Origin of the sequence: Pseudomonas sp. BN515, assembly GCF_029873155.1 — a bacterium.
In the GTDB taxonomy this organism is placed as follows: domain Bacteria; phylum Pseudomonadota; class Gammaproteobacteria; order Pseudomonadales; family Pseudomonadaceae; genus Metapseudomonas.
This window is the reverse complement of sequence record NZ_SSOH01000093.1, coordinates 240,901-264,444: the sequence shown is the minus strand read 5'-3', so window position 1 is coordinate 264,444 and position 23,544 is coordinate 240,901. Positions and strand designations below refer to the sequence as shown.

The following is a 23,544-nucleotide window of genomic DNA, read 5'->3' as shown; positions in this document are numbered from 1 at the left end:
GCGCTTGAAGTCGCTTCGTCGTCTCAGAACAGCCGGGCGAGCAGGGCGGTGACCGCCGTTTCCACTCGCAGGATGCGTTCGCCGAGCTGCACGGGCTGCAGGCCGGCTTCGTGCAGCTTCTCCACTTCGTAGGGAATCCAGCCGCCTTCCGGGCCGATGGCCAGGGTGATGGGCTCGTTCACCGCGCGTGGGCAGGGAGGGTGATTGCCCGGGTGGCCCACCAGCCCCAGGGTGCCGGCGGCGAGCTGCGGCAGGCGGTCCTCGACGAAAGGCTTGAAGCGCTTCTCGATGACCACTTCGGGCAGGACGGTATCCCGCGCCTGTTCAAGGCCCAGGATCAGTTGCTCGCGAATGGCCGCGGGTTCGAGGAAGGGGGTTTGCCAGAAGCTCTTCTCCACGCGGTAGCTGTTCAACAGCACCAGGCGCGGCACGCCCATGGCGGCGACCGTCTGGAACACGCGGCGGAGCATTTTCGGCCGTGGCAGGGCCAGCAGCAGGGTGAGGGGCAGCTTGGCTGGCGGTGGCTGGTCGAAGCCCACTTCCAGCTCGGCGCAGGCAGTTTCGAGGCTGAGCAGGCGTCCCTGGCCCATCTGACCGCCGAGGCGGCCGACCCGCAGGCTGTCGCCTTCCTCGGCGCGGTGGACTTCATGCAGGTGCTTGAGGCGTCGGCCTTCCAGGCGCACGCGGTCCGCCGCGATGAAGTCGGCGTCTTCGAGAAGGAGCAGGTTCACGGGCGAGTGGCGGGCGGCTGGTCGCCGGGTTCTTCGGCGTCGTCTTCCGGATGATCGCCGCGCTTGCGGATCATGCCCCCGAAGAACACGCCGACCTCGAACAGCAGCCACATGGGCACGGCCAGCAGGGTCTGGGAGAAGATGTCCGGCGGAGTCAGGACCATGCCCACCACGAAGCAACCGATGACCACATAGGGGCGAATGCGCTTGAGGTAGGCAACGTCGACCACGCCGATCCAGATCAGCAGCACCACCGCCACGGGAATTTCGAAGGCCACGCCGAAGGCGAAGAACAGCGTCATCACGAAGTCGAGATAGCTGCTGATGTCGGTCATCATCGACACGCCTTCGGGCGTCACGCTGGCGAAGAAATGGAAGATCAGCGGGAACACCAGGAAGTAGGCGAAGGCCATGCCGCCGTAGAACAGCACGATGCTCGACACCAGCAGCGGCAGGGCGATGCGTTTTTCGTGCTTGTACAGGCCGGGGGCGATGAAGCCCCAGACCTGGTGAAGGATCACCGGCATGGCGAGGAACAGCGCCACCACCATGGTCAGCTTGAACGGGGTGAGGAAGGGCGAGGCCACGTCGGTGGCGATCATCGTTGCGCCTTCCGGCAGGTACTGGCGCAGGGGCGCAGAGACCAGGGTGTAGATCTTCTGCGCGAAGTAGAACAGGCCGGCGAAGATCAGGAAGATCGCCGCTACGCAGCGCAACAGGCGTGTACGCAGTTCGGTGAGGTGCGAGACCAGGGGCATTTCCTGGTCTTGTTCCGGCTTCTGGTCGCTCATGGGGTGCGGGACGGCTGTTGCGGTTCGACGGGGGCCTGGGGCGCAGCCGGCGCTGCCGGGGTGGTCGCCGTGGAGGCGGACGACTGGGCAGGCGCGGGTTGGGCGGTTGGGTTCTGAGCGGGCGCGCTGGCTGCCGGAACTTGTGCCGGCGTTGCGGGAGCCGCCAGACTGGTGGGCGCCTGGTTCACGGGCGCGGCGGCCGGTGTGGCGCTTTCAGACTCGGAATCAGACAGCAGGGATTCGACCGTCGGAGGCACGATGCTCTCCTTGATCTGCTTCTCCAGCGCCATGATGTGTTCGTTATGCAGCTGGCGACGGATTTCGTCGGCGCCGATCTCGCGCTCGACCTCGGTCTTGATCGCATTGAAGCTGCGCTTGAGACGGCCGATCCAGAGGCCGGCGGTGCGCGCCGCGCCGGGCAGCCGTTCAGGCCCGAGCACCAGGAGGGCGATCAGGCCGATCAGCAGCAGTTCACCGAAGCTGATACCGAACATGGGTCATCAGTCCTTGCGGGTCACCGGGTCCTGCACTTGCTGAGCCTGGCCGTCGATGGTATGCGGCTGGTTCAGCGGGGTGCCGGGTTGCTGGGCGGTGGTCTGCTCGGGGGCCTTGTCGGCTTCCTCGGTGTTCATGGCCTTGCGGAAGCCCTTGATGGCTTCGCCAACGTCGGAGCCGAGGTTTTTCAGGCGCTTGGTGCCGAAGACCAGCACGACGACGATGAGAATGACCAGCCAGTGTTTCCAGTCGAAGATGCCCATGGTGTGTTCCTCTTGATTGTCTTTGTCAGGCGGATGGCTGGCGGGCGGCCTTTTCGGCGTGCCCGGACAGGCCAAAGCGACGGTCCAGTTCATCGAGTACGGCTTGGGGGTGCTGGCCGAGGGCGGCGAGCATGACCAGGCTGTGGAACCAGAGGTCGGCGGTTTCGTAGATCAGGTCGCTGGCATCGCCGCTGGTGGCGGCATCCTTGGCGGCGAGTATGGTTTCCACCGCCTCTTCCCCGACCTTCTCCAGGATCTTGTTCAGGCCCTTGTGGTACAGGCTGGCGACGTAGGAGCTGTCGGGCGCGGAGTTCTTGCGCTCTTCGAGTACCTCGGCCAGGCGGGCGAGAGTATCACTCATGGCTGTGTCCTGCGGCGTAGATGGCATGCGGGTCCTTGAGCACGGGGTCGACGGTCTTCCAGCCGCCATTCTCGTAGACGCGGTAGAAGCAGCTTTCGCGCCCAGTATGGCAGGCGATGCCGCCCAGCTGTTCGACCAGCAGGATGATGACGTCGGCATCACAGTCCAGGCGCAGCTCGTGGAGTTGCTGTACATGGCCGGATTCCTCGCCCTTGCGCCAGAGCTTGGCACGGGAGCGTGACCAGTAGATGGCGCGGTTTTCGGCGACGGTGAGGGCAAGGGCTTCGCGGTTCATCCAGGCCATCATCAGTACGCGGCCCGTCTTGTGGTCCTGGGCGATCGCCGGCACCAGGCCTTCGGCGTTCCAGTGAATCTCTTCCAGCCAGTCTTTCATCGTGTCATCCACAACTGGGCCGGCCCCACAGGACCGGCGCTCGAATCGAAATAGTGTGCCAGTGCCGCTCCGGGCTGGCTATCGGCGCAGCACCAGATATAGACCGCCGGCCAGCATCAGCCAGCTCGGCCAGGTTTCGGCGGTGGGCGCCAGGCCCTGGGTTGCGGCGCCAGCGACCAGCAGGGCGCCAAGCAGGCGCGCCGGCCACTGGACGCTTACAGGCTGCTCGGTCTTCTGCGGCGCGTTGGCCGGCTTGGCCAGACGCTCCAGGGTGTCACGGGCGATCTGCGACAGGTGTGGCACCTGCTCGGCCTGTTGCTGCAGGTTACGCAGCAGTTGCAGGGGGCTGACGCGCTCGCGCATCCAGCGTTCGAGGAACGGCTGGGCGGTGGTCCAGAGGTCCAGGTCCGGGTAGAGCTGGCGGCCCAGGCCTTCGATGTTCAGCAGGGTCTTCTGCAACAGCACGAGCTGCGGCTGGACTTCCATGTTGAAGCGGCGGGCGGTCTGGAACAGGCGCAGCAGCAACTGGCCGAAGGAGATGTCTTTCAGCGGCTTCTCGAAGATGGGTTCGCAGACGGTACGAATGGCCGCTTCGAAGTCGTTGACCCTGGTTTCTGCCGGCACCCAGCCGGAGTCGATGTGCAGCTGGGCCACGCGGCGGTAGTCGCGCTTGAAGAAGGCGATCAGGTTGCGGGCGAGGTAGTCCTGGTCCTCGGGGGTGAGGCTGCCGATGATCCCGCAGTCGATGGCAATGTACTGCGGGTTCCAGGGCTGGCGGGTGGCCACGAAGATGTTGCCGGGGTGCATGTCGGCGTGGAAGAAACTGTCGCGGAACACCTGGGTGAAGAAGATTTCCACGCCGCGCTCGGCCAGCAGCTTCATGTCGGTACGCTGGTCGGCAAGGGTGGTCATGTCAGTCACCGGGATGCCGTAGATACGTTCCATCACCAGCACCTTGGGGCGGCACCAGTCCCAGTAGACCTGGGGCACGTAGAGCAGTGGCGAGCCGTCGAAGTTGCGTCGCAACTGGCTGGAGTTGGCCGCCTCGCGCAGCAGGTCGAGCTCGTCGTAGATGGTCTTCTCGTAGTCGTCCACCACCTCAACCGGGCGCAGGCGGCGGGCGTCGGCGGACACGCGTTCGGCCAGGCGGGCGAGGAGGAACAGCCAGGCGAGGTCCTGGCGGATGATCGGCCGCAGGTTCGGGCGGATCACCTTCACCACCACTTCCTCGCCGCTTTTCAGCTGGGCGGCGTGGACCTGGGCCACCGAGGCCGAGGCCAGTGGCTCGACGTCGAAGCGGGCGAACACCTCGCTGACCTTGGCCCCCAGTTGTTCCTCGATACGTGCGACGGCCTTTTCCGGCGCGAACGGCGGTACCTGGTCCTGCAGGCGGGCCAGTTCGTCGGCGATGTCGGGCGGCATCAGGTCGCGGCGCGTGGACAGCAACTGGCCGAACTTGATGAAGATCGGGCCGAGGTCTTCCAGCGCCAGGCGCAGGCGCGCACCGCGGGATAGCGGCAGTTCCTTGCGAGGCAGCCAGCGCCAGGGCAGGGCGTAGCTCAGCGTGCGCAGCCACCAGGGCAGCGGCAGTTCGAGCAGCAGGTCATCGAGGCGGTAGCGGATGACGACCTGCTGGATGCGCAACAGGCGGCGGGCGGCGAGCAGCTTCATGCGTTGGGCTTGGTTCTCTGGTTCAGGCGCTCGACGCGGGCATCGAGGCGGTCGAGGGCGAGCTTGAGGCGGTCCAGTTCGGCGAAGCGTGCGTCGGCTTCGCGGCGGCCCACCAGGGTGCGCGACTCTTCGGCCAGGTAGTCGGCGAGGTTCTGCCGCAGGTTGTCCAGCCCCTGTCCGGCCCAGCTGGCGCGGCTCTTCAGGTGGCCGGCGAGCAATTGCGTGCCGACTGGGCCGAGCCAGCGCGACAGCTCGTATTCCCAGTCCAGTTCGAGGTCCTGGAGGATGGCTGCCAGTTCGAGCAGCACGGCACTGTCGCCTTCCAGGGTGACTTCGGGGCTGTGCAGGACGGCGGTCTTTTCCCGCGTGGTGGCCAGCTTCAGCAAGCTGCTGGCGGGCGCCCGCAGGCGGCAGTCGGCAGGGGCGGACCAGTGGGCGGAGAGCTTCAGGCCATCACCGCCGGGGAGCAGGAACAGGGTCAGTGCCGGGCTCTGGCAGTCGACCTCGATGACGCTGCCTTCCAGTGCGGACATGCGCGGCAACGCGGTGCTGTCCAGGACGAGCACCCTGTTCAGGCCGAGCTCGATACCGGCCAGCAGCGCCTGGGTCAGCATCAGGGCTTGATGCCGCGATGCAGGGCGACGATGCCGCCGGTCATGTTGTGGTAGGTGACGCGTTCGAAGCCGGCTTCGGACATCATCGCCTTGAGGGTTTCCTGGTCCGGGTGCATGCGGATCGACTCGGCCAGGTAGCGGTAGCTCTCGGCGTCGTTGGTGATCAGCTTGCCCATCAGCGGCAGGAGGCTGAAGGAGTAGGCGTCATAGGCCTTGGACAGGAGGCCGCTGGTGGGTTTGGAGAACTCCAGCACCAGCAGGCGACCGCCCGGCTTGAGCACCCGCAGCATGGAACGAATGGCTTCGTCCTTGTGGGTGACGTTGCGCAGGCCGAAGGCGATGGTGACCACGTCGAAGTGGTTATCGGGGAAGGGCAGCTTCTCGGCATCGGCCTGGACGAAGCTGACGTTTCCGGCCACGCCGCTGTCCAGCAGCTTGTCGCGGCCCACCTTGAGCATCGAGGCGTTGATGTCGGCCAGCACCACTTCGCCGGTCACGCCCACCAGGCGCGAGAACTGACGGGTGAGGTCGCCGGTACCGCCAGCGATGTCCAGCACACGGTTGCCCGGACGCACGCCGGACAGCTCGATGGTGAAGCGCTTCCACAGGCGGTGGACGCCACCGGACATCAGGTCGTTCATCAGGTCGTACTTGGCCGCAACCGAGTGGAATACCTCGGCGACCTTGTCTGCCTTCTGGCTTTCGGGGACCTGCTGGTAACCGAAGTGAGTCGTGGGTTCGGCGTCGTTGCCTTTGCGCGGGTCGTTCATGTCAATGCCACCGGAATTGAATGGCGGCCATTCTAATGCCGGCGCCCGGCTTTGTCTTGGCGACCGGGTGTTGCAGGGGCGGCCAGGGCGCGTGGTGGCTGGTATAGTCGCGCGACCAAAGGTCGCAGTACAGGAAACCCCAATGTCCCGCATCCATGTCGAACGTCCCCACGCCCTCGGTCTTGAGGCCGTCCGGGAGAAAGCCGAGAAGCTGGCACAGCGCCTGGCGCGTGAGTACGACGTGCGTTACCAGTGGCGCGGCGACACCCTGGAATTCAAGCGCAGCGGTGCCGACGGTTCGATCGAGGTGAGTGACGCCAGGGTGCGTGTCGAGGTCAAGCTGGGCCTGCTGCTCTCGACCATGAGCGGCAGTATCAAGCGCGAAATCGAGAGGGCGCTGGACGAGTACCTGGCCTGAGCCAGCCTGCTCCAGAGGGCCGCTTCGCGGCCCTTCGCGAATGAATTCGTTCCCACGGGTACCGTGCCCGAAACAGTCCGCGGCGCGGCTAGTATGCGGTTTCTAATTTTCCTCGCTACCTTGCGCATAAGTCCTCAAAAAGGACGAGTCATCTACCTTTCAGCGTGAGGTGCACCATGGCCAAAGTAGCCGTCAAAAAGAAAGTCGAGAAAGCCGAAAGCAAGTCCACCGTCATTGCCGACGTGAAGCTCTATGCCCGCAAGATCTGGCTGGCCGGCCTGGGTGCCTACGCCAAGGCTGGCGCCGAGGGCGTCGATTACTTCAAGGAGCTGGTGAAGGCCGGCGAAGGCGTCGAGAAGCAGGGCAAGAAACTGGTGGACGAGCAGGTCGAAGCCGCCAACAGCCAGTTCGACAGCGTCAAGAATCGCGTTACCGGCGTGAAGGAAAAGGTCGAAGTTCAATTCGATAAGATCGAGACGGCTTTCGACAACCGTGTAGCCAGCGCCCTCAATCGCATCGGTATTCCCTCGCGGCAGGACGTTGAGGCACTCTCTGCTAAGCTTGATGAGCTGAGCGCGTTGCTCGAGCACGTCGCGCGAACCAAATAAGGAGAGCAGGATGGCTGGCAAGAAGAAAACCGATAAAGACACCAACTCCTGGATCGGCGAGATCGAGAAATACTCGCGCCAGATCTGGCTGGCTGGCTTGGGGGCCTACTCGAAGATCAGCAACGACGGCTCCAAGCTGTTCGATACGCTGGTCAAGGATGGTGAGAAGGCCGAGAAGCAGGCCAAGACCGAGGTGGACAAGCAGGTAGACGCGGTCAAGTCGACTGTTGGCTCCCGCGTGGGCACGGCCAAGTCCAAGGTCGAAGAGGTCAAGGGCAAGGCGATCGGCAAGTGGAGCGAGCTGGAAGAGGCTTTCGACAAGCGTCTGAACAGCGCCATTTCCCGTCTCGGCGTGCCCAGCCGCACCGAGGTGAAGGACCTGCAAGGCAAGGTGGATGCCCTGACCAAGCAGCTCGAGAAACTCACTGGCGTGTCGGCCAAGTCGGTCAAACCTGCAGCCAAGCCTGCCGCAAAACCGGCAGCCAAGGCCGCCGCTAAACCCGCTGCCAAACCAGCCGCCAAACCAGCTGCCAAGGTCGCCGCCGCCAAGCCGGCTGCCAAAGCTGCTGCTGCGAAGCCTGCGGCCAAGGCTGCTGCGAAACCGGCCGCCAAGCCGGCTGCCGCTGCTGCCAAGCCTGCAGCCAAAGCTGCCGCCAAACCGGCTGCCAAGCCTGCAGCCGCGAAACCGGCCGCAGCCGCCAAGCCCGCCGCAGCGAAGCCCGCTGCCAAGCCGGCCGCCGCGGCCAAGCCTGCTGCAGCCAAGCCCGCCGCCGCGAAGAAGCCAGCAGTGAAGAAGCCCGCCGCGCCCAAGGCCGCCAAGCCTGCAGCACCGGCTCCGGCCGCCCCGGCAGCGCCTGCAGCATCGGCCGCTCCGGCACCCAGCGTGGCACCGGCTCCGGCAGCACCGGCTACTCCGGCAACGCCGCCGGCCAGCCAGTCCTGATTGGTATCGGTATGACGAAAACGCCCGGGCTTGTCCGGGCGTTTTCGTTTCAGGCGTCCAGATAACGTCTGGCGAGGCTTTCGGCGGCGTGTCGGGAACCGGGCCGAAGGTGCGGGGCCACCAGCATCATCACTTGGTAGACCACGAGGCGAATCTCGCCGCCGCTGCCCAGTACCCGCTGGTAGTCGAGGGAGAACAGCAGGGTCAGGGTGATCTGCTCCACCAACTGGCCGAGGGACTCGGTATCGCTGACCAGTTGCTCTTCGGCCTTCAGCCGGGCCAGCAGAGCAGCCAGGGTCCGCTTGAGGTGGTTCAGCCAGTTGCGCATTCCCTTCGCCAGCTTCGGCAGGCGGCCAGCCAGGTTGGAGAGGTCCTGGAAGAGGAAGCGATAACGCGACAGCCGCTCAACGATCAGGTGCAGGAACAGCCAGTAGTCCTCGGCATCCAGTTGTGCGTCGGCCGGCGGGTCGAGCAGCGGCGCCAGTTCCTCCTGGAAACGCTCGAACAGCGCCATCACCAGGGGTTCCTTGCCGTGGAAGTGGTAGTAGAGGTTACCGGGGCTGATGCCCAGCTCGGTGGCGATTTCCAGAGTGGTGACGTTGGGTTCGCCGTTGCGATTGAACAGCTCAAGGGCGCATTCGAGGATGCGGTCGCGGGTCTTCATCCAGGGTACTGCCAGCCTTTCCGTAAAGAGGTGAAGGGCCGGCCGGGCAATCGCCGGGCCGGCCGCCGGGGTGTCAGCGCACGTGCACGTAAGTGCCGGGAGCAGCTTCCATCGCGGGGTAATCCTGGTTGCCCAGGGCCGTGATGGTTTCCCGCTGCTCGCCGGAGCGCTCCTGGATCCAGCCCAGCCATTGCGCCCACCAACTGCCCTGTACGTGCCTGGCGTCGTAGTACCAGGCGCGCGGGTCGGAGGTGAGCTTGCCGTTCTCGTAGTAGTTGGCCTTGGGATTGCCCGGCGGATTGAGAATGCTCTGGATATGGCCGCTGTTGGACAGCACGAAACGGCTGTCGCCGCCCAGCAGCAGGGCCGAGCGGTAGACGGCGTCCCAGGGGGTGATGTGGTCGTTGATGCCGGCCACGCTGAAGCTGTCCACCGTGACCTTCTGCAGGTCGATGGGCGTACCGCAGATTTCCAGGGCGCCGCTGCGGGTCAGCGGGTTGTGCTTGAAGAAGTCCAGCATGTCGCCGTGCAGCGCGGCGGGCAGGCGGGTGTTGTCGTTGTTCCAGTAGAGGATGTCGAAGGCCGGGGGTTCGCGACCCAGCAGGTAGTTGTTGACGAAGTAGTTCCACACCAGGTCGTTCGGGCGCATCCAGGCGAAGACCTTGGCCATGTCCTTGCCTTCGAGCACGCCGGCCTGGTACGAGCGGCGCTTGGCGGCTTCGAGGGTCTGCTCATCGGCAAAGAGCACGGCTGGGCTGTCCACCTGGCTGTCCAGCAGGCTGACCAGGTAGGTGGCGCTGGTGACCTTGCGCAGCTGCCGACGCGACTGCAAGTGGCCCTGCAGGGCGGCGATGGTGAGGCCGCCGGCGCAGGCGCCAACCAGGTTGACCTCCTTGCTGCCAGTGATGGCGCGGCAGGCTTCGAAGGCTTCTTCCAGGGCCTGCACATAGGTGGAGAGGCCCCATTCGCGATGCCGCGCATCGGGGTTGCGCCAGCTCACCATGAACACCTGCAGGCCGTTCTTCAGGGCGTACTGGACGAAGCTCTTATCCGGCGCAAGGTCGAAGATGTAGTACTTGTTGATCTGCGGCGGCACCACCAGCAAGGGGCGCAGGTACTGCTTCTCGCTCATCGGCTTGTACTGGATCAGCTCCAGCAGCTCGTTGCGGAAGACCACGGCACCGGGGGTGTTGGCGAGGTTACGGCCGATCTCGAAGGCGTGCTTGCTGACCTGGCTGGGCATGCCGTCGTTGTGCAGCAGGTCATCCACCAGGTTGCCCAGGCCCTTCACCAGGCTGAGGCCGCCGGTGTTGAACAGCTCTTTCACCGCCTGTGGGTTGAGCAGGCTGTTGGTGGGGGAGAGGGCGTCGCTCAACTGGGCCAGGACGAAGCGGGCCCGGGCGCGGTCATCGTCGCTGAGGTCGCTCTCGTCGATCCAGGTGCTGAGCTGTTTCTGCCAGGCCAGGTAGACCTGCAAGCCGCGGCGGTAGAAGGGGTTGTGCTGCCAGGACGGGTCGGCGAAGCGGCTGTCCTGTGGGTTGGGCTGGTGCAGGGTATCACCGAGCAGCACGCGGCCGACCTGGCCGCCGAAGGCGAGCATGTGTCGCGCACTGTGCACCGGATGCCGCAGTCCTTGCAGCGCCAGGTTGCGTACCGTGGAAAACAGATCTTTGCCGCGAAGCCCCACGATGGCGTTCTGCGCATTCATGAAGGCGGCAGGTACCGGCAAGGTGCCCGGGATTTGTTTTTCTCGCATGGGGCAACGCTCCGTATTCGGTCCGTGGTTCAGGAGGACTACAGCAAGGCTTGTACCACCAGGAGCCCGAAGGGCATTCCAGACTATCTCCAGCAAAATTCAAGTTGATGACAGCGCGCACCGGTCTGGTTCGCGTGTCATGCGGCCGCCCCACAAGGGAGCGGCAGGTTCTCAGCTACTGCGCAGCGGCACGGCCTGGGGGTGGATCACCGCGCGCTGACGCTCCTCGGCGAGGAACTTCATGATGATCGGCGCCACCGTTTCGGCACGGGTCACGAGGAACAGGTGACCGTCGTCGATCACGTGGAGTTCCGCGTTGGGGATGCGCCAGGCGAGCAGGCGCATGTTCACCAGCGGGATGATCGGATCGTCGTCGCCGGCCAGCACCAGGGTCGGCTGGCGGATGCGATGCAGCCAGTGGATGCTGGTCCAGCCGAGCCCCGCGAACAGTTGCCAGTAGTAGCCCATCTTGCCGGAGGAACGCACCTTGCTGGCGTGGGCCATGGCCAGGCCCGGATCGCGACGGAAGGCGCCGCCGTAGATGTCCGGGGCAATATGTACGCCGTAGGACGGCTGGATGTAGCGCCGTGGACTGGCCATGCGCCAGAGCACCTTGGGCTTGCCGGGCACCATGACGGCACCGGCCGAGGTGGCGGCGAGGATCAGTTTCTTGCAGCGCTCCGGGTAGTCATGGGCGAACTGCTGGGCCAGGGCGCCGCCCCAGGACACGCCAATGGCGCTGACCTGGCCGTAGTCCAGGTAATCCAGCATGCGCGCAGCGAGCTTGGCCAGGCCGGAGAAACGGTAAGGCACGTTGGGAGTGGACGAACCGCCGACGCCGGGCACGTCGAAGGCGATCACTTCCAGGTCCGGGTCCAGGGCCTGGACGAAGGGAAAAACCAGTTCGAGGTTCGCGCCGATGCCGTTGAAGATCAGCAGTGGTGTCATGTGCGACTGGCCGGGGCGGACGGCGGTTCGGATGGTCTGGCCATCCAGCTCGATGGTGCGGAATACGAAAGGTAGCGGCATGCGCGGAGCCCTATTGAAGAGAAAGCCGGAAGCAGCCGCCAGCGGCTGCTTCCGAATTCGCCAGGCAGTGCCTGGTTGGCACCGCCGGCAATGGCCGGCGGCGCGCAGGGCACATCCCGGTGCCATGGGCAGTGGTGCGCAGGGCGCAGTCTTTCATCGCTCGTGCACGTACGTGCCGGGCGAGGCTTCACCGGCCGGGTAGGCCTTGTTGCCCAGGGTGAAGTTGGCTTTCTTGGTCTTGCCGGAGCGTTCTGCCATCCATTGCTGCCAGTGCAGCCACCAGGAGTCGGCATGCTTGGTGGCGTTATCCAGCCAGGCCTTCGGGTCCGCCGGCATTTCACTGCTGGTGGAGAAGCGCGCCTTGGGGTTGCCCGGCGGGTTGAGGATGCTCTGGATGTGGCCGCTGTTGGACAGCACGAACTCGCATTTGCCACCCAGCAGCCGCGCCGAGCGGTAGCAGGCTTCCCAGGGGGTGATGTGGTCGGTGGTGCCGGCCACGCAGTAGAAGTCGCAAGTGACCTGCTTGAGGTCGATGGGGGTGCCACAGACTTCCAGTGCGTTGGGACGGGTCAGCGGGTTGGTCTTGAACATTTCCACCAGTTCGCCGTGCAGCGCGGCAGGCAGGCGCGTGGTGTCGTTGTTCCAGTAGAGGATGTCGAAGGCCGGCGGCTCGTTGCCCAACAGGTAGTTGTTGACCCAGTAGTTCCAGATCAGGTCGTTGGGGCGCATCCAGGCGAACACCTTGGCCATGTCCTTGCCCTCCAGCACGCCGGCCTGGTAGGAGCGGCGCTTGGCGGCTTCAAGGGTCTGCTCATCGGCGAACAGGGCGACCTGGGTATCGAGGTTGAAGTCCAGCACGCTGACCATCTGGGTGAAGGCGTTGACCTTGTTCTCGCCGATCGCCTGATAGTGGCCGAGCAGGGCGACGGTGGTGATGCCGCCGGAGCACGCGCCGAGGATGTTGAGGTCCTTGGCGCCGGTGATCTTCAGGATGACGTCGATGGTTTCCTTGAGGGCATCGATGTAGGTGGACAGGCCCCACTCGCGTTGCGCCTTGGTCGGGTTGCGCCAGCTGACGATGAAGGTCTGCAGGCCGTTGCGCAGGCAGAAGCGCGCCAGGCTCTTTTCCGGCGACAGGTCGAATACGTAGAACTTGTTGATCTGCGGCGGCACCACCAGCAGCGGGCGCTCGTGCACGCTTTCGGTGATGGGCTTGAACTGGATCAGCTCCAGTACGTCATTGCGATAGACCACCGCGCCTTCGGTGGTGGCGAGGTTCTGGCCGACCTCGAAGGCGTCCATGTTCACCTGGCTCGGCATGCCGCCGTTGTTCACCAGGTCCTTGGCCAGATGAGAAAGGCCGTCCAGCAGGCTCTTGCCGCCGGTTTCGAAGAAACGCTTCACCGCAGCCGGGTTGGCCATGCTGTTGGTGGGCGCCATGGCCTCGGTCATCAGGTTGATGACGAAATGACCGCGGCTGGTGTCCTGTTCGGAGAGATTGCTGTGCTCGATCCACTGGTGCAGTTCCTTGCGCCAGGCGAGGTAGGTCTGCAGGTAGCGCTTGTACAGCGGGTTCTGGCTCCAGGCCGGGTCACTGAAACGGCGGTCGTCGGCTTCAGGTTGCAGGCCGGATTGGCCGAGCACCACGTTCTTCAGTTCCAGGCCGAAATGAGCGACGTGTTTTGCACTGTGGAAAGGTTGCTTGATGGCTTGCAACAGCACCATCCGCGCTGAAGACAGCAGATCCTTGCCACGGATACCTATCACCGGATTGAGGTTCAGGGTGTTATCCGAGGCTTGGCGCTGCAGGTCTTCATTGTTCTTGTTGCTCATCTACGACGCTCCATTGTCCTGAGTCGAACAGCGCCCTGGCGAAGCAGTGCGCTGACACGCTCGGGTTACCGGGAAGGCGAAGCGAACTTCGCGTATTTCTCTGTATCTGGCGATGCCAAATGCATGGAACTTGCCAGAAATTGGTTACCTGAGTTTGTCAGTTTGCGCAAGCCGACCGCTGAGAGGACGCTGCGACGTGAGTATGTCGCGAGGCATTAGAAAATGCGCCCTAACCTTGGGCGGTAAGCACGGAGATGGAGCGCGGCCCGCACCGCATCAGAGCATGAGTTTCACCACTGATTCATTGGGGTCGCGGGAGCGGCCGGCGGCTGCAAGTTCCTGAAGATAATCGTTCCACAGCTCTTCCTGACGGGTGGCAAGCTGGTAGAGGTAGTCCCAGGTGAACAGGCCGCTGTCGTGGCCATCGTCGAAGGTCAATTTCAGGGCATAGTTGCCGGCCGGCTCGAGTTTGGTCAGGCCGACGTTCAGCTTGCCGTACTGGAGGATGGGCTTGCCGTGGCCCTGCACCTCTGCCGAAGGCGAGTGCACGCGCAGGAACTCGGCGGAGAGGGTGTAGTTTTCCTGCGGGCCGTACTTCAGGGTCAGAGTCCTGGAGGCCTTGTGCAGTTCGATACCGCTGGGGATGCGCATTTCGGGGGTCTCCAAACGGATACAGCCGGCAATTGCCGGCTGTATCCAGTGTGCGCCTGTCAGAGGATGTAGCGCGACAGGTCTTCGTCCTGGGCCAGTTCACCGAGGTGGCCGTTGACGTAGGCCGCGTCGATGAGGATTGGCTTCTCGTCGTGCTGCGCGGCGAGGTCGCCGGCGCTGAAGGACACTTCTTCCAGCAGTCGCTCGATCAGTGTGTGCAGGCGGCGGGCACCGATGTTCTCGGTCTTCTCGTTCACCTGCCAGGCGATTTCGGCCAGGCGCTTGATGCCGTCCTGGGCGAACTCGATGTTCAGGCCTTCGGTCTTCAGCAGTGCGCTGTACTGCTCGGTCAGCGAGGCGTGGGGCTCGGTCAGGATGCGCTCGAAGTCTTCCGGCGACAGGGCCTTCAGCTCGACGCGGATCGGCAGGCGGCCCTGCAGTTCCGGCACCAGGTCGCTGGGCTTGGACAGGTGGAAGGCACCAGAGGCGATGAACAGGATGTGGTCAGTCTTCACCATGCCCAGCTTGGTATTCACGGTGCAGCCTTCGATCAGCGGCAGCAGGTCGCGCTGCACGCCTTCGCGGGAGACATCGGCGCCGCCGACGTTGCCGCGCTTGGCCACCTTGTCGATCTCGTCGATGAAGACGATGCCGTTCTGCTCCACCGCTTCCAGGGCGGCGGCCTTCAGTTCTTCCTCGTTGACCAGGCGCGCGGCTTCTTCGTCACGAACCAGCTTCATGGCTTCCTTGACCTTCAGCTTGCGGGACTTGCGCTTGCCCTTGCCGAGGTTGGAGAAGAGGTTCTGCAGCTGGTTGGTCATCTCCTCCATGCCGGGCGGGGCCATGATTTCCACGCCAGCCGGGGATTCGGCTACTTCGATGTCGATTTCCTTGTCGTCCAGCTGGCCTTCGCGCAGGCGCTTGCGGAACAGCTGACGGGTATTGGAGTCCTCGCGCGGCGCCTCATCGCCGAAGCCGGTACGGGCTGGAGGCAGCAGAGCGTCAAGGATGCGCTCCTCGGCGGCGTCTTCGGCGCGGTAGCGCACGCGGTGCATTTCCTGCTCGCGCATCATCTTCACGGCGGCGTCGGCCAGGTCGCGGATGATGGATTCGACGTCGCGGCCGACGTAGCCCACTTCAGTGAACTTGGTGGCTTCGACCTTGATGAAGGGCGCGTTGGCGAGCTTCGCCAGGCGACGGGCGATTTCGGTCTTGCCGACACCGGTCGGGCCGATCATCAGGATGTTCTTAGGCGTCACCTCGGCGCGCAGTTCGGCCGGCAGTTGCATGCGGCGCCAGCGGTTGCGCAGGGCGATGGCGACGGCGCGCTTGGCGTCGTCCTGGCCAACGATGTGGCGGTTGAGTTCGTGGACGATTTCGCGGGGCGTCATGGACATGAATGTTGCTCCAATGCGGGACGGCGGCCTTACTCGGCGCTGTCCAGCTCCTCGATGGTCAGGTTCTGGTTGGTGAACACGCAGATGGAGCCGGCGATGTTCAGGGCGGTCTCGGCCACTTCACGGGCGGACAGCTCGGTGTGTTGCAGCAGCGCCAGGGCGGCGGCCTGGGCGAAACCGCCGCCGGAGCCCATGGCGATCAGGCCGTGCTCGGGTTCGACCACGTCACCGTTGCCGGTGATGATCAGCGAGGCATCCTTGTTGGCCACGGCGAGCATGGCTTCCAGGCGGCTCAGGGAGCGGTCGGTACGCCAGTCCTTGGCCAGTTCGACGGCGGCGCGGACGAGATGGCCCTGGTGCTTTTCCAGCTGCCCTTCGAAGCGTTCGAACAGGGTGAAGGCGTCGGCGGTGGCACCGGCGAAGCCGGCCAGGACCTGGCCGTGGTAGAGGCGACGGACCTTGCGGGCGTTGCTCTTCATGACGGTGTTGCCGAGGGAAACCTGGCCGTCGCCGCCCATGACGACTTTGCCGTTGCGGCGGACTGAAACGATGGTGGTCAAGGGGAGAGTCTCCACGCAGCGGGGCGGAAATGCCCGAATGGAAACTCAGATGGGGGGCCTTGCCCGGCTTTTCAACCGGGCGCGGTAATCAACAGCTCAACGGCTCTGGCGCTGCTGTAACAGCAGGTTGCTGAAACCGCTGCCGGCCAGCTGCTTCTGCGCCGAGGCGAGTTGCTCGCGGTTGGCGAAGGGGCCGACCAGCACGCGGTACCAGGTTTCCTCGCGGACGGTGCCGGATTCCACCTGGACGTTCTGTCCGAGCAGGATGATCTGTGCACGCACCCGGTCGGCATCGTCACGCTTGCGGAACGAACCGGCCTGGAGGAAGAACTGATTGGTGACCGGCGCCTTGGCCACTACCGGCGGCGCGGGCGGCGGGGTTTCGCCGTTGAGGGCGGCCTGGGCGCGCGCAGCGTCGATCTTGGCGGCTTCTTCCGGGGTGACTGGTTTCTGCGCAGGCGGCGTGACCGGCGTCTCCTTGGGCACGGCTTCCGGCGGCACTATCACTTCCGACTCCGGCAGCAGGGTGTAGAAGTCGTACTTCGGTTTCGCCGGTTCCTGGGCTGGCGGTGTCGCCGGTTTGGCCTGGACCTTGCCGGCATCACTGCTGGCCTTGCCGCCGGCGCTACCGTTCGCGGCCTGCTCGGGCTTGGTCCGGCGCACTTCTTCGCGGCCGGGCTCGAGCTGGTTGAGGAACACCACAAAGCCACCGATAACCAGTCCGATGGCCAACCAGACCCAGCCGGGCACCGGTTTCTTGGCCGGCGCCTGGTAGCGGCTGGCCCCGCGCTTGGGTGCAGGTTTTTTCTTCGCCATAGTCCGTTACATGCGTTCCAGGGTTTGCAGGCCGAGCAGCTCCAGGCCTTGCTTGAGGGTGCGGCCGGTCAGCGCGGCGAGGCGCAGGCGGCTCTGCTGGGTGGCCTGGTCCTCGGCAGCGAGGATCGGGCAGTTCTCGTAGAAGCTGGAGAACAGGCCGGCCAGATCATAGAGGTAGGCACAGAGGATGTGCGGAACGCCCTTCTCGGCCACGTTGCCCAGGGTGTCGGCGAATTGCGCCAGCTTGGCGGCCAGGGCCTGCTCCTGCTCGGCGGCAAGGATGATCTGGCCGTCGATCTCGGAGAAGTCCTTGCCAAGCTTGCGGAACACGCTGGCCACGCGGGTGTAGGCGTAGAGCAGGTAGGGCGCGGTGTTGCCTTCGAAGCTCAGCATCAGCTCGAAGTTGAAGCTGTAGTCGCTGGTGCGGTGCTTGGACAGGTCCGCGTACTTCACCGCACCGATGCCCACGGCGCGGGCGATCTGGCGCAGTTCGGCCTCATCCAGCTCGGGGTTCTTGCCCTTCACCAGGTCGTAGGCGCGCTGTTCGGCTTCGTCCAGCAGGTCGATCAGCTTCACGGTGCCGCCGTCGCGGGTCTTGAAGGGCTTGCCGTCAGCGCCGTTCATGGTGCCGAAGCCCATGTGCTCCATTTCGAAGCTCGGCGGTACGAAGCCGGCCAGGCGCGCGGCGGCGAACACCATCTGGAAGTGCAGGGCCTGGCGCTGGTCGACGAAGTACAGCGCGCGATCAGCCTTGAGCACATTGGCGCGGTAGCGGGTGGCGGCCAGATCGGTGGTGGCGTAGAGGTAACCGCCACCGGCTTTCTGCACGATCAGCGGCAGGGGGTTGCCTTCGGCGTTCTTGAACTCGTCCATGAACACGCACAGGGCGCCGTCGCTTTCGGTGAGCAGGCCCTTGGCGCGCAGGTCGGTGATCACGTTGGCCAGGTCGTCGTTATAGGCGCTTTCGCCCTTCACGTCGGCCATGGTGAGCTTCACGCCCAGGCGGTCGTACACGGCCTGGCAGTGGCTCAGGGAGATGTCGTTGAAGCGGGTCCACAACTTCAGGCAGTCGGGATCGCCTGCCTGCAGCTTGACCACCAGCTCGCGGGCGCGGTCGGCGAATTCGGCGGATTCGTCGAAACGCTTCTTGGCGGCGCGATAGAAGGATTCCAGGTCGGACAGTTCGGCGTCGCTGCCGACCGGCTGTTCCTGCATGTAGGCCAGCAGCATGCCGAACTGGGTGCCCCAGTCGCCCACGTGGTTCTGGCGGATCACGGTGTCGCCGAGGAACTCCAGTACGCGGGCCACGCCGTCACCGATGATGGTGGAGCGCAGGTGGCCGACGTGCATTTCCTTGGCCAGGTTCGGTGCCGACAGGTCGATGACGACGCGCTGTTGCGGGCCGTTCTTGCGCACACCGAGCTGAGCGTCGGCCAGCGCGGCTTCCAGGCGCTGGGCCAGGGCCTGGGTGTTCTGGAAGAAGTTGAGGAAGCCGGGGCCGGCGATTTCCACCTTGGCCACCTGCTCGTCCTGGGGCAGGGCGGCAATGAGCTTCTCGGCCAGGTCGCGCGGCTTCATGCCGGCAGGTTTGGCCAGCATCATGGCGATGTTGCTGGCGAAGTCGCCGTGGCTCTTGTCCTTGGTGTTTTCCACCTGGATGGCCGGGCTGAGGCCCTCGGGCAGCACGCCCTCGCTGGCGAGACGGGTCAGGGCTTGCTGGATCAGCTGGCGAATGGTGTCTTTCATCTTCTGCTCTTCCGGCCGCCCTGGGGAGGGCTGGCGCTGGTTGAAAACTGTGCATTATCGGCGGGCTGCGGCTGCAGCTTCAAGTTTTAAGCGGTGAGCTGCAAGGGACTTTCTGTGATATCGGCTGGGCGGCTCTGGTCAGAACAGGTCGATCGGATCGACATCCAGCGACCAGCGCACCGCGCGACCCCCGGGCAACTGCTCCAGCGCCTGGCTCCAGGGCGTCAGCAGGCGGTGCAGGGGCGCGCGGGCGTTGGCCTGCAATAGAAGCTGCGCTCGATAGCGACCGGCGCGGCGTTCCATGGGGGCGGGGACCGGTCCCAGTAACTCGACGCCGTTGACGCCCATTTCGGCCAGTTGCTGTTCGGCTTCGTTGCAGGCGCTGTCGAGGAAGTCTTCCGCCTGCCCCGGCTTGTGCGCTTCCGCACGCAGCAGGGCCAGGTGGGCGAAGGGCGGCAGGCCGGCGGCGCGCCGCTCGGAAAGGGCCTGATCGGCAAAGGCGAAGTAGCCCTGCTCGGTGAGCTGCACCAGCAGAGGATGCTCGGCCAGGTGGGTCTGGATGATCACTTTGCCCGGCTCCTCGGCCCGCCCGGCCCGGCCCGCGACCTGGACGATGAGCTGGGCCATGCGCTCGCTGGCGCGGAAGTCGGCGGAGAACAGGCCGCCGTCGGCATCGAGGATGGCCACCAGGGTCACGCGGGGGAAGTGGTGCCCCTTGGCGAGCATCTGGGTGCCGACCAGGATACAGGGCTCGCCGCGCTGGATGGTGGCGAACAGCTTGTCCATGGCGTCCTTGCGTGAGGTGCTGTCGCGGTCGATACGCAGGACCTGCGTCTTCGGAAACAGGATCGCCAGGCGTTCTTCGGCGCGCTCGGTGCCGGCACCCACTGGCCGCAGGTCGACCCGGTTGCAGTCTGGGCAGCAGGCTGGCTGGCGCTGGGTGTGGCCGCAATGGTGGCAGCGCAGCTCGTTGAAGCGCTGGTGCAGGGTCATGCGCGCGTCGCAGCGCGGGCACTGGCTGATCCAGCCGCAGTCATGGCACAGCAGGGTCGGCGCGAAGCCGCGGCGGTTGAGGAAAACCAGCACCTGTTGGCCCGCCGCCAGGGTCTGGGCGATGGCTTGTTGCAGCGGCATGGAGATGCCGGAGTCCAGCGGCAGGCTTTTCACATCCAGGCGCAGGAAGCGCGGTTGCTTGGCGCCGCCGGCACGCTGGGTCAGGCGTAGCAGGCCGTAGCGGCCGGCGTGGGCATTCTGCAGGCTTTCCAGCGAGGGTGTGGCCGAGCCCAGCAGGATCGGGATGTTCTCCTGGCGGGCGCGTACCAGGGCCAGGTCGCGGGCGTGGTAGCGCAGGCCTTCCTGCTGCTTATAAGAAGCGTCGTGTTCCTCGTCGATGATGATCAGCCCCGGATTCTTCAGCGGCGTGAAGAGCGCCGAGCGGGTGCCGATGACGATGTCGGCCTCGCCATCACGGGCGGCCAACCAGGCGTCCAGGCGATCGCGGTCGTTCACCGCCGAGTGGAGCAGGGCGATCCGCGCATTGAAGCGGCGGGAGAAGCGCTCCAGGGTCTGCGGACCGAGGTTGATCTCGGGGATCAATACCAGGGCCTGTTTGCCGGCTTCGAGCGTCTGACGGATCAGCTGCAGATAGACCTCGGTCTTGCCGCTGCCGGTGACGCCGGCCAGGAGCAGGGCATTGAAGCTGCCGAAGGAGGCATGCACCGCGTCGAAGGCGGCACGCTGCTCGGGGTTGAGCGGCAGCTCCGGCTGGGCCAGCAATGGGCCGTGGCGGTCGCTGGGGGCGTGGCGGCGCACTTCGACGCGGGCCAGGCCCTTTTCCAGGAGGATGTCGAGGCTGTCCTTGTTCAGTTGCAGTTGGCTGAGCAACTGGTGCGCCACGCCGTGGGGATGCTGCGCCAGGGTGGCCAGGGCCTGGCGCTGGCGCGGTGCGCGGGCCAGGCGCGGGTCGTCGAGGCTGGCGCCGGGTGCAGCGTGCCAGAATCGCTCCTGCCGGGCCTCCGCCGGTTCGCCCTGGCGCAGCAGCACCGGCAGTGCCCAGCTCAGGGTGTCACCGAGGCTGTGCTGGTAGTACTGGGCGGTCCACAGGCAGAGCTTGAATAGCGACGGTGGGAGTGGCGGGCGGCTATCCAGCAGTTCCAGTGCCGGTTTGAGCTTGTCCGCAGGCACTTCGCTCTTGTCCGTCACTTCCACGAGTACGCCGATGATCTCGCGTCGGCCGAACGGCACACGCAGGCGAACTCCCGGCTGCAGGGCGGCGTGAGGCACACCGGCAGGCGCACGGTAGTCGAACAGGCGGCGCAGCGGGGAGGGCAGCGCGAGGCGCAAGATGGGGGCGTCAGGCAAGCGGCGATCCTGTCGGAAAAGGCGCGATCTTAGCATGGCGCAGCGCGACAGCCGGCGCGGCCGGCAGGTTGCAACGCACACTCACTCTGGTATCATCCGCCGCCTGTTTCCGTGCGGTACTCGACATAGGGTCGGGTGGCGGCACGCCAGACCTGAGGATCAAGCAATGAAACCGGAAATCCATCCCGAGTACGTAGCGATCGAAGCTACCTGCAGCTGCGGCAACGTCATCAAGACCCGCTCCACCCTCGGCAAGAACATCAGCCTCGACGTATGCTCCGAGTGCCACCCGTTCTACACCGGCAAGCAGAAGGTCCTGGACACCGGCGGCCGTATCGATCGCTTCAAGCAGCGTTTCGGCGTGTTCGGCGCCAAGTAAGAGCCGACACAGCCCGGGAAGGCCTGATGGCCAAGTCCCCGCTGACGAGAAAGGCGCCTCTGACAGGCGCCTTTTTCTTTTTCTGGCTTCTGAGTTTCTCCCTTCATGCCGCCTGCCCGCTTCCGGGCAATCTTCCTACCTTCAAAGTCCGAAAAGTCGTCGATGGCGACACCTTGCGTCTGGTCGATGGGCGAAGCGTCCGTCTGATTGGTCTGAACGCGCCTGAGTTGGCTCGCAAGGGGCGGTCGGATGAACCCTACGCCGTAGCGGCGCACCGACGTCTTGCCGAGCTGGTGAAAGCCAGTGGCGGGCGCGTCGGACTGCGTCTCGGTCGCGAGCCGAAAGACCGCTACGGTCGCACCCTGGCTCACCTTTATGACAGCGGCGGGAGCAACCTCGAAGAGCGCTTGCTCGCCGAAGGATTGGCGTTTCACATTGCCATTGCGCCCAACGCCGCGCTCAGCGGGTGCCATGCTGCTGCGGAGCGGGAAGCGCGTCGCGCTGGGCGGGGGCTTTGGCGCCGGCCGCCATTGCAGTCGCCGTGGCAGCTGCGCCGGGGTGGCTTTGCCCTGGTGCAAGGGCGCGTTGCCAAGGTCGAGCGCAACCGTGGCGGAGTCTGGCTGCAGCTGGACGGGCCCCTGGTTTTGCGCGTCGAGTTGAAGCAACTGCGCCAATTCGATGCTGCCGGATTGCAGCGTCTGGAGGGGCGACGAATAGAGGCGCGAGGCTGGGTAATTGACCGTGCACGCAGGGGCGGCGTAAATACGAAGAATCCCCGCTGGATGCTCCCCCTTACCCACAATGGAATGCTTGAGGTGATTCGATGAGATCCCCTGCGCTCGTCTTGGCGCTGCTGTTCGGTTCTTCCCTGCTGGCCGGTTGCGCGGTGAACCCCGCGACCGGCAAGGCCAACTTCGTGATGATGAGCGAGCGGCAGGAGCTGGATCTCGGTCGCCAGTACAACCAGGAAATCGCCAAGCAGAACCCGCGCTATGCGGATGAAAAACTGCAGGCCTATGTGCAGGAAGTGGGGCAGCGCGTTGCCAGCCACAGTCATCGCAGCAATATTCCCTACCACTTCACTGTGGTCGACTCGCCGGACATCAACGCCTTTGCCCTGCCAGGCGGCTACATCTATATCCATCGCGGCCTGCTGGCCTACCTGAACTCGGAAGCAGAACTCGCTGCGGTGCTGGGGCACGAGGTGGGTCACGTCACCGCGCGCCACAGCGTGCAGCAGCAGAGCCAGTCCACTGCTTGGAACATCCTGGGGCAGGCGGTCGCCATCGGCACAGGCGTTGGGGCAGCAGGCGACCTGACCAACGTACTGGGCACTGCCTTCGTGCGCGGCTACGGGCGTGACATGGAGCTGGAGGCGGACGGTCTGGGTGCCCAGTACCTGGCGCGCAGCGGCTATGACCCGCAGGCCATGATCGAAGTAGTGAAAGTGCTGAAAAACCAGGAAGAATTCGCCCGCGACCAGGCTCGTCGCAAGGGGCAGACGGAGGCGCCGTCGGGCTACCACGGCGTCTTCGATACCCACCCGGATAACGACACGCGGCTGCAGCAGGTGGTCGGCCCAGCGAAGACGCTGGCTGGCGGCAATCAGGTGGTGAACCGGGAAGTCTTCCTCAAGCATCTGGAGGGGCTGCCCTTCGGTGACTCGGCTGAGACCGGGGTGCGCCGGGGTCAGGACTTCTACCATGCCGGACTGGATTTCACCCTGCACTTCCCCGATGGCTGGGGGATGGTCAATCGCCCTGATGCAGTGATTACCCACAGCGCCAACCAGCAGGCCTTCATCGCCATGACTCTGGATGGGCGCAAGCCGAACCTGGCTCCGGCGGACTATCTGCGGCAGAAGGCGGGTGGCCAGCGGCTGACCATGGAAGAGTCCCTGCAGCAAGCTGGGCTGCAAGGCGCCACTGCGGTACTGCCGGGAAAACCGGCGCGCCGGGTGGCGGCCATCTATAAGGACGACAAGGCTTATCTGTTCGTCGGTGCGATTCGCAATGGGGCATCCCTGGAAAGTGAGGACGACAAGTTCCTCTCGGTGATCCGTAGCTTCCGTCCGATGAAGAAGGAGGAACTGGCCTTGGCCCAGCCGTTGCGCCTGCACCTGATCCAGGCGAAGTCCGGCCAGACGGTCGCCAGCCTGGCCCGGGAGAGCAAATTGCCGGGTACGCAAGCGGATCTGGAAAATCGTATCCGATTGTTGAATAATTTGTATCCAATCGGCGAGCCAAAGCCCGGAGATTGGCTAAAAGTCGTACGTTAGAGGGGTTGACGCCGG

The 23,544-nt window shown here is 64.9% G+C and carries 25 protein-coding genes; 6 read left to right on the top strand and 19 right to left on the bottom strand.

Features of this window, described 5'->3' with window-relative positions; all coding sequences use genetic code 11:
* Window positions 1-23: 23 nt before the first annotated feature.
* The 9 genes from E8E91_RS28870 to ubiE form a co-directional block, all read right to left on the bottom strand.
* The gene (locus E8E91_RS28870) at window positions 24-731 is read right to left on the bottom strand and encodes a 16S rRNA (uracil(1498)-N(3))-methyltransferase (protein ID WP_280380688.1); all 708 of its coding nucleotides are present in this window, start codon (window positions 729-731) and stop codon (window positions 24-26) included.
* Entirely contained in the window at window positions 728-1,522 is a 795-nt protein-coding gene (gene tatC, locus E8E91_RS28865) for a twin-arginine translocase subunit TatC (protein ID WP_280380686.1), read from the bottom strand. Before tatC ends, E8E91_RS28870 begins: the two co-directional genes overlap by 4 nt.
* Entirely contained in the window at window positions 1,519-2,016 is a 498-nt protein-coding gene (gene tatB / locus E8E91_RS28860; RefSeq protein ID WP_280380684.1) for a Sec-independent protein translocase protein TatB, read from the bottom strand. Before tatB ends, tatC begins: the two co-directional genes overlap by 4 nt.
* 6 nt (window positions 2,017-2,022) lie before the next feature.
* Complete coding sequence (locus E8E91_RS28855) at window positions 2,023-2,280, bottom strand: twin-arginine translocase TatA/TatE family subunit (RefSeq protein ID WP_280380682.1); 258 nt, start codon at window positions 2,278-2,280, stop codon at window positions 2,023-2,025.
* Window positions 2,281-2,305: 25 nt separating this feature from the next.
* On the bottom strand, window positions 2,306-2,641 hold the full coding sequence (locus tag E8E91_RS28850) for a phosphoribosyl-ATP diphosphatase (RefSeq protein WP_151137849.1): 336 nt from the start codon (window positions 2,639-2,641) through the stop codon (window positions 2,306-2,308).
* Window positions 2,634-3,035: a phosphoribosyl-AMP cyclohydrolase gene (hisI, locus tag E8E91_RS28845; RefSeq protein ID WP_280380680.1), complete on the bottom strand. Its 402-nt coding sequence runs from the start codon at window positions 3,033-3,035 to the stop codon at window positions 2,634-2,636. The genes E8E91_RS28850 and hisI overlap by 8 nt, the downstream gene beginning before the upstream one ends.
* Window positions 3,036-3,113: 78 nt before the next feature.
* The gene (gene ubiB / locus E8E91_RS28840; protein ID WP_280380678.1) at window positions 3,114-4,706 is read right to left on the bottom strand and encodes a ubiquinone biosynthesis regulatory protein kinase UbiB; all 1,593 of its coding nucleotides are present in this window, start codon (window positions 4,704-4,706) and stop codon (window positions 3,114-3,116) included.
* Window positions 4,703-5,320 carry an SCP2 sterol-binding domain-containing protein gene (locus E8E91_RS28835; protein ID WP_280380677.1) on the bottom strand — a complete coding sequence of 206 codons (618 nt, stop codon included), beginning with the start codon at window positions 5,318-5,320 and terminating at the stop codon, window positions 4,703-4,705. The genes ubiB and E8E91_RS28835 overlap by 4 nt, the downstream gene beginning before the upstream one ends.
* Window positions 5,320-6,090 (bottom strand): bifunctional demethylmenaquinone methyltransferase/2-methoxy-6-polyprenyl-1,4-benzoquinol methylase UbiE, encoded by a 771-nt coding sequence (gene ubiE, locus E8E91_RS28830; protein WP_280380675.1) that lies wholly within the window; start codon window positions 6,088-6,090, stop codon window positions 5,320-5,322. Before ubiE ends, E8E91_RS28835 begins: the two co-directional genes overlap by 1 nt.
* A gap of 142 nt (window positions 6,091-6,232) precedes the next feature.
* Here ubiE and E8E91_RS28825 point away from each other — a divergent pair, with 142 nt between their 5' ends.
* From E8E91_RS28825 to E8E91_RS28815, 3 genes are all read left to right on the top strand, one after another.
* Window positions 6,233-6,508: a polyhydroxyalkanoic acid system family protein gene (locus tag E8E91_RS28825; RefSeq protein ID WP_271471267.1), complete on the top strand. Its 276-nt coding sequence runs from the start codon at window positions 6,233-6,235 to the stop codon at window positions 6,506-6,508.
* Window positions 6,509-6,684: 176 nt separating this feature from the next.
* Complete coding sequence (locus E8E91_RS28820) at window positions 6,685-7,116, top strand: phasin family protein (RefSeq protein ID WP_280370297.1); 432 nt, start codon at window positions 6,685-6,687, stop codon at window positions 7,114-7,116.
* A 10-nt stretch (window positions 7,117-7,126) separates the two neighbouring features.
* Window positions 7,127-8,059 carry a phasin family protein gene (locus tag E8E91_RS28815; protein WP_280380673.1) on the top strand — a complete coding sequence of 311 codons (933 nt, stop codon included), beginning with the start codon at window positions 7,127-7,129 and terminating at the stop codon, window positions 8,057-8,059.
* Window positions 8,060-8,108: 49 nt separating this feature from the next.
* Here the strand turns inward: E8E91_RS28815 and E8E91_RS28810 are convergent, their stop codons facing one another.
* From E8E91_RS28810 to E8E91_RS28765, 10 genes are all read right to left on the bottom strand, one after another.
* Window positions 8,109-8,723, bottom strand: coding sequence for a TetR/AcrR family transcriptional regulator (locus E8E91_RS28810; protein ID WP_280370300.1), 615 nt, complete (start codon window positions 8,721-8,723; stop codon window positions 8,109-8,111).
* Window positions 8,724-8,796: 73 nt separating this feature from the next.
* Complete coding sequence (gene phaC, locus E8E91_RS28805; protein ID WP_280380671.1) at window positions 8,797-10,479, bottom strand: class II poly(R)-hydroxyalkanoic acid synthase; 1,683 nt, start codon at window positions 10,477-10,479, stop codon at window positions 8,797-8,799.
* A gap of 171 nt (window positions 10,480-10,650) precedes the next feature.
* The gene (gene phaZ / locus E8E91_RS28800; protein WP_280370304.1) at window positions 10,651-11,508 is read right to left on the bottom strand and encodes a poly(3-hydroxyalkanoate) depolymerase; all 858 of its coding nucleotides are present in this window, start codon (window positions 11,506-11,508) and stop codon (window positions 10,651-10,653) included.
* Between the two features lie 153 nt (window positions 11,509-11,661).
* Window positions 11,662-13,341, bottom strand: a complete 1,680-nt coding sequence (gene phaC, locus E8E91_RS28795; RefSeq protein WP_280380669.1) for a class II poly(R)-hydroxyalkanoic acid synthase — start codon at window positions 13,339-13,341, stop codon at window positions 11,662-11,664.
* Between the two features lie 276 nt (window positions 13,342-13,617).
* Window positions 13,618-13,992, bottom strand: a complete 375-nt coding sequence (locus E8E91_RS28790) for a DUF971 domain-containing protein (RefSeq protein ID WP_280380668.1) — start codon at window positions 13,990-13,992, stop codon at window positions 13,618-13,620.
* 59 nt (window positions 13,993-14,051) lie between these two features.
* Window positions 14,052-15,389, bottom strand: a complete 1,338-nt coding sequence (hslU, locus tag E8E91_RS28785; protein WP_190829636.1) for an HslU--HslV peptidase ATPase subunit — start codon at window positions 15,387-15,389, stop codon at window positions 14,052-14,054.
* A gap of 29 nt (window positions 15,390-15,418) precedes the next feature.
* Window positions 15,419-15,949 carry an ATP-dependent protease subunit HslV gene (gene hslV, locus E8E91_RS28780; RefSeq protein ID WP_044870821.1) on the bottom strand — a complete coding sequence of 177 codons (531 nt, stop codon included), beginning with the start codon at window positions 15,947-15,949 and terminating at the stop codon, window positions 15,419-15,421.
* Between the two features lie 96 nt (window positions 15,950-16,045).
* Window positions 16,046-16,765 carry an SPOR domain-containing protein gene (locus E8E91_RS28775; protein WP_280380666.1) on the bottom strand — a complete coding sequence of 240 codons (720 nt, stop codon included), beginning with the start codon at window positions 16,763-16,765 and terminating at the stop codon, window positions 16,046-16,048.
* A gap of 6 nt (window positions 16,766-16,771) precedes the next feature.
* Window positions 16,772-18,511, bottom strand: coding sequence for an arginine--tRNA ligase (gene argS / locus E8E91_RS28770; protein WP_280380664.1), 1,740 nt, complete (start codon window positions 18,509-18,511; stop codon window positions 16,772-16,774).
* Between the two features lie 138 nt (window positions 18,512-18,649).
* The gene (locus E8E91_RS28765; protein ID WP_280380662.1) at window positions 18,650-20,908 is read right to left on the bottom strand and encodes a primosomal protein N'; all 2,259 of its coding nucleotides are present in this window, start codon (window positions 20,906-20,908) and stop codon (window positions 18,650-18,652) included.
* A 130-nt stretch (window positions 20,909-21,038) separates the two neighbouring features.
* On the opposite strand from E8E91_RS28765, the gene rpmE reads away from it, so the two are divergent.
* Genes rpmE through E8E91_RS28750 form a run of 3 tightly spaced genes read left to right on the top strand, consistent with a single transcriptional unit; the run spans window position 21,039 to window position 23,529 of the window.
* Window positions 21,039-21,251, top strand: a complete 213-nt coding sequence (gene rpmE / locus E8E91_RS28760) for a 50S ribosomal protein L31 (protein ID WP_003453200.1) — start codon at window positions 21,039-21,041, stop codon at window positions 21,249-21,251.
* Between the two features lie 26 nt (window positions 21,252-21,277).
* The gene (locus E8E91_RS28755; RefSeq protein ID WP_280380661.1) at window positions 21,278-22,078 is read left to right on the top strand and encodes a thermonuclease family protein; all 801 of its coding nucleotides are present in this window, start codon (window positions 21,278-21,280) and stop codon (window positions 22,076-22,078) included.
* A complete protein-coding gene (locus E8E91_RS28750; protein ID WP_280380659.1) occupies window positions 22,075-23,529 on the top strand; it encodes a M48 family metalloprotease in 1,455 nt (484 codons plus the stop codon). Before E8E91_RS28755 ends, E8E91_RS28750 begins: the two co-directional genes overlap by 4 nt.
* Window positions 23,530-23,544 lie beyond the last annotated feature (15 nt).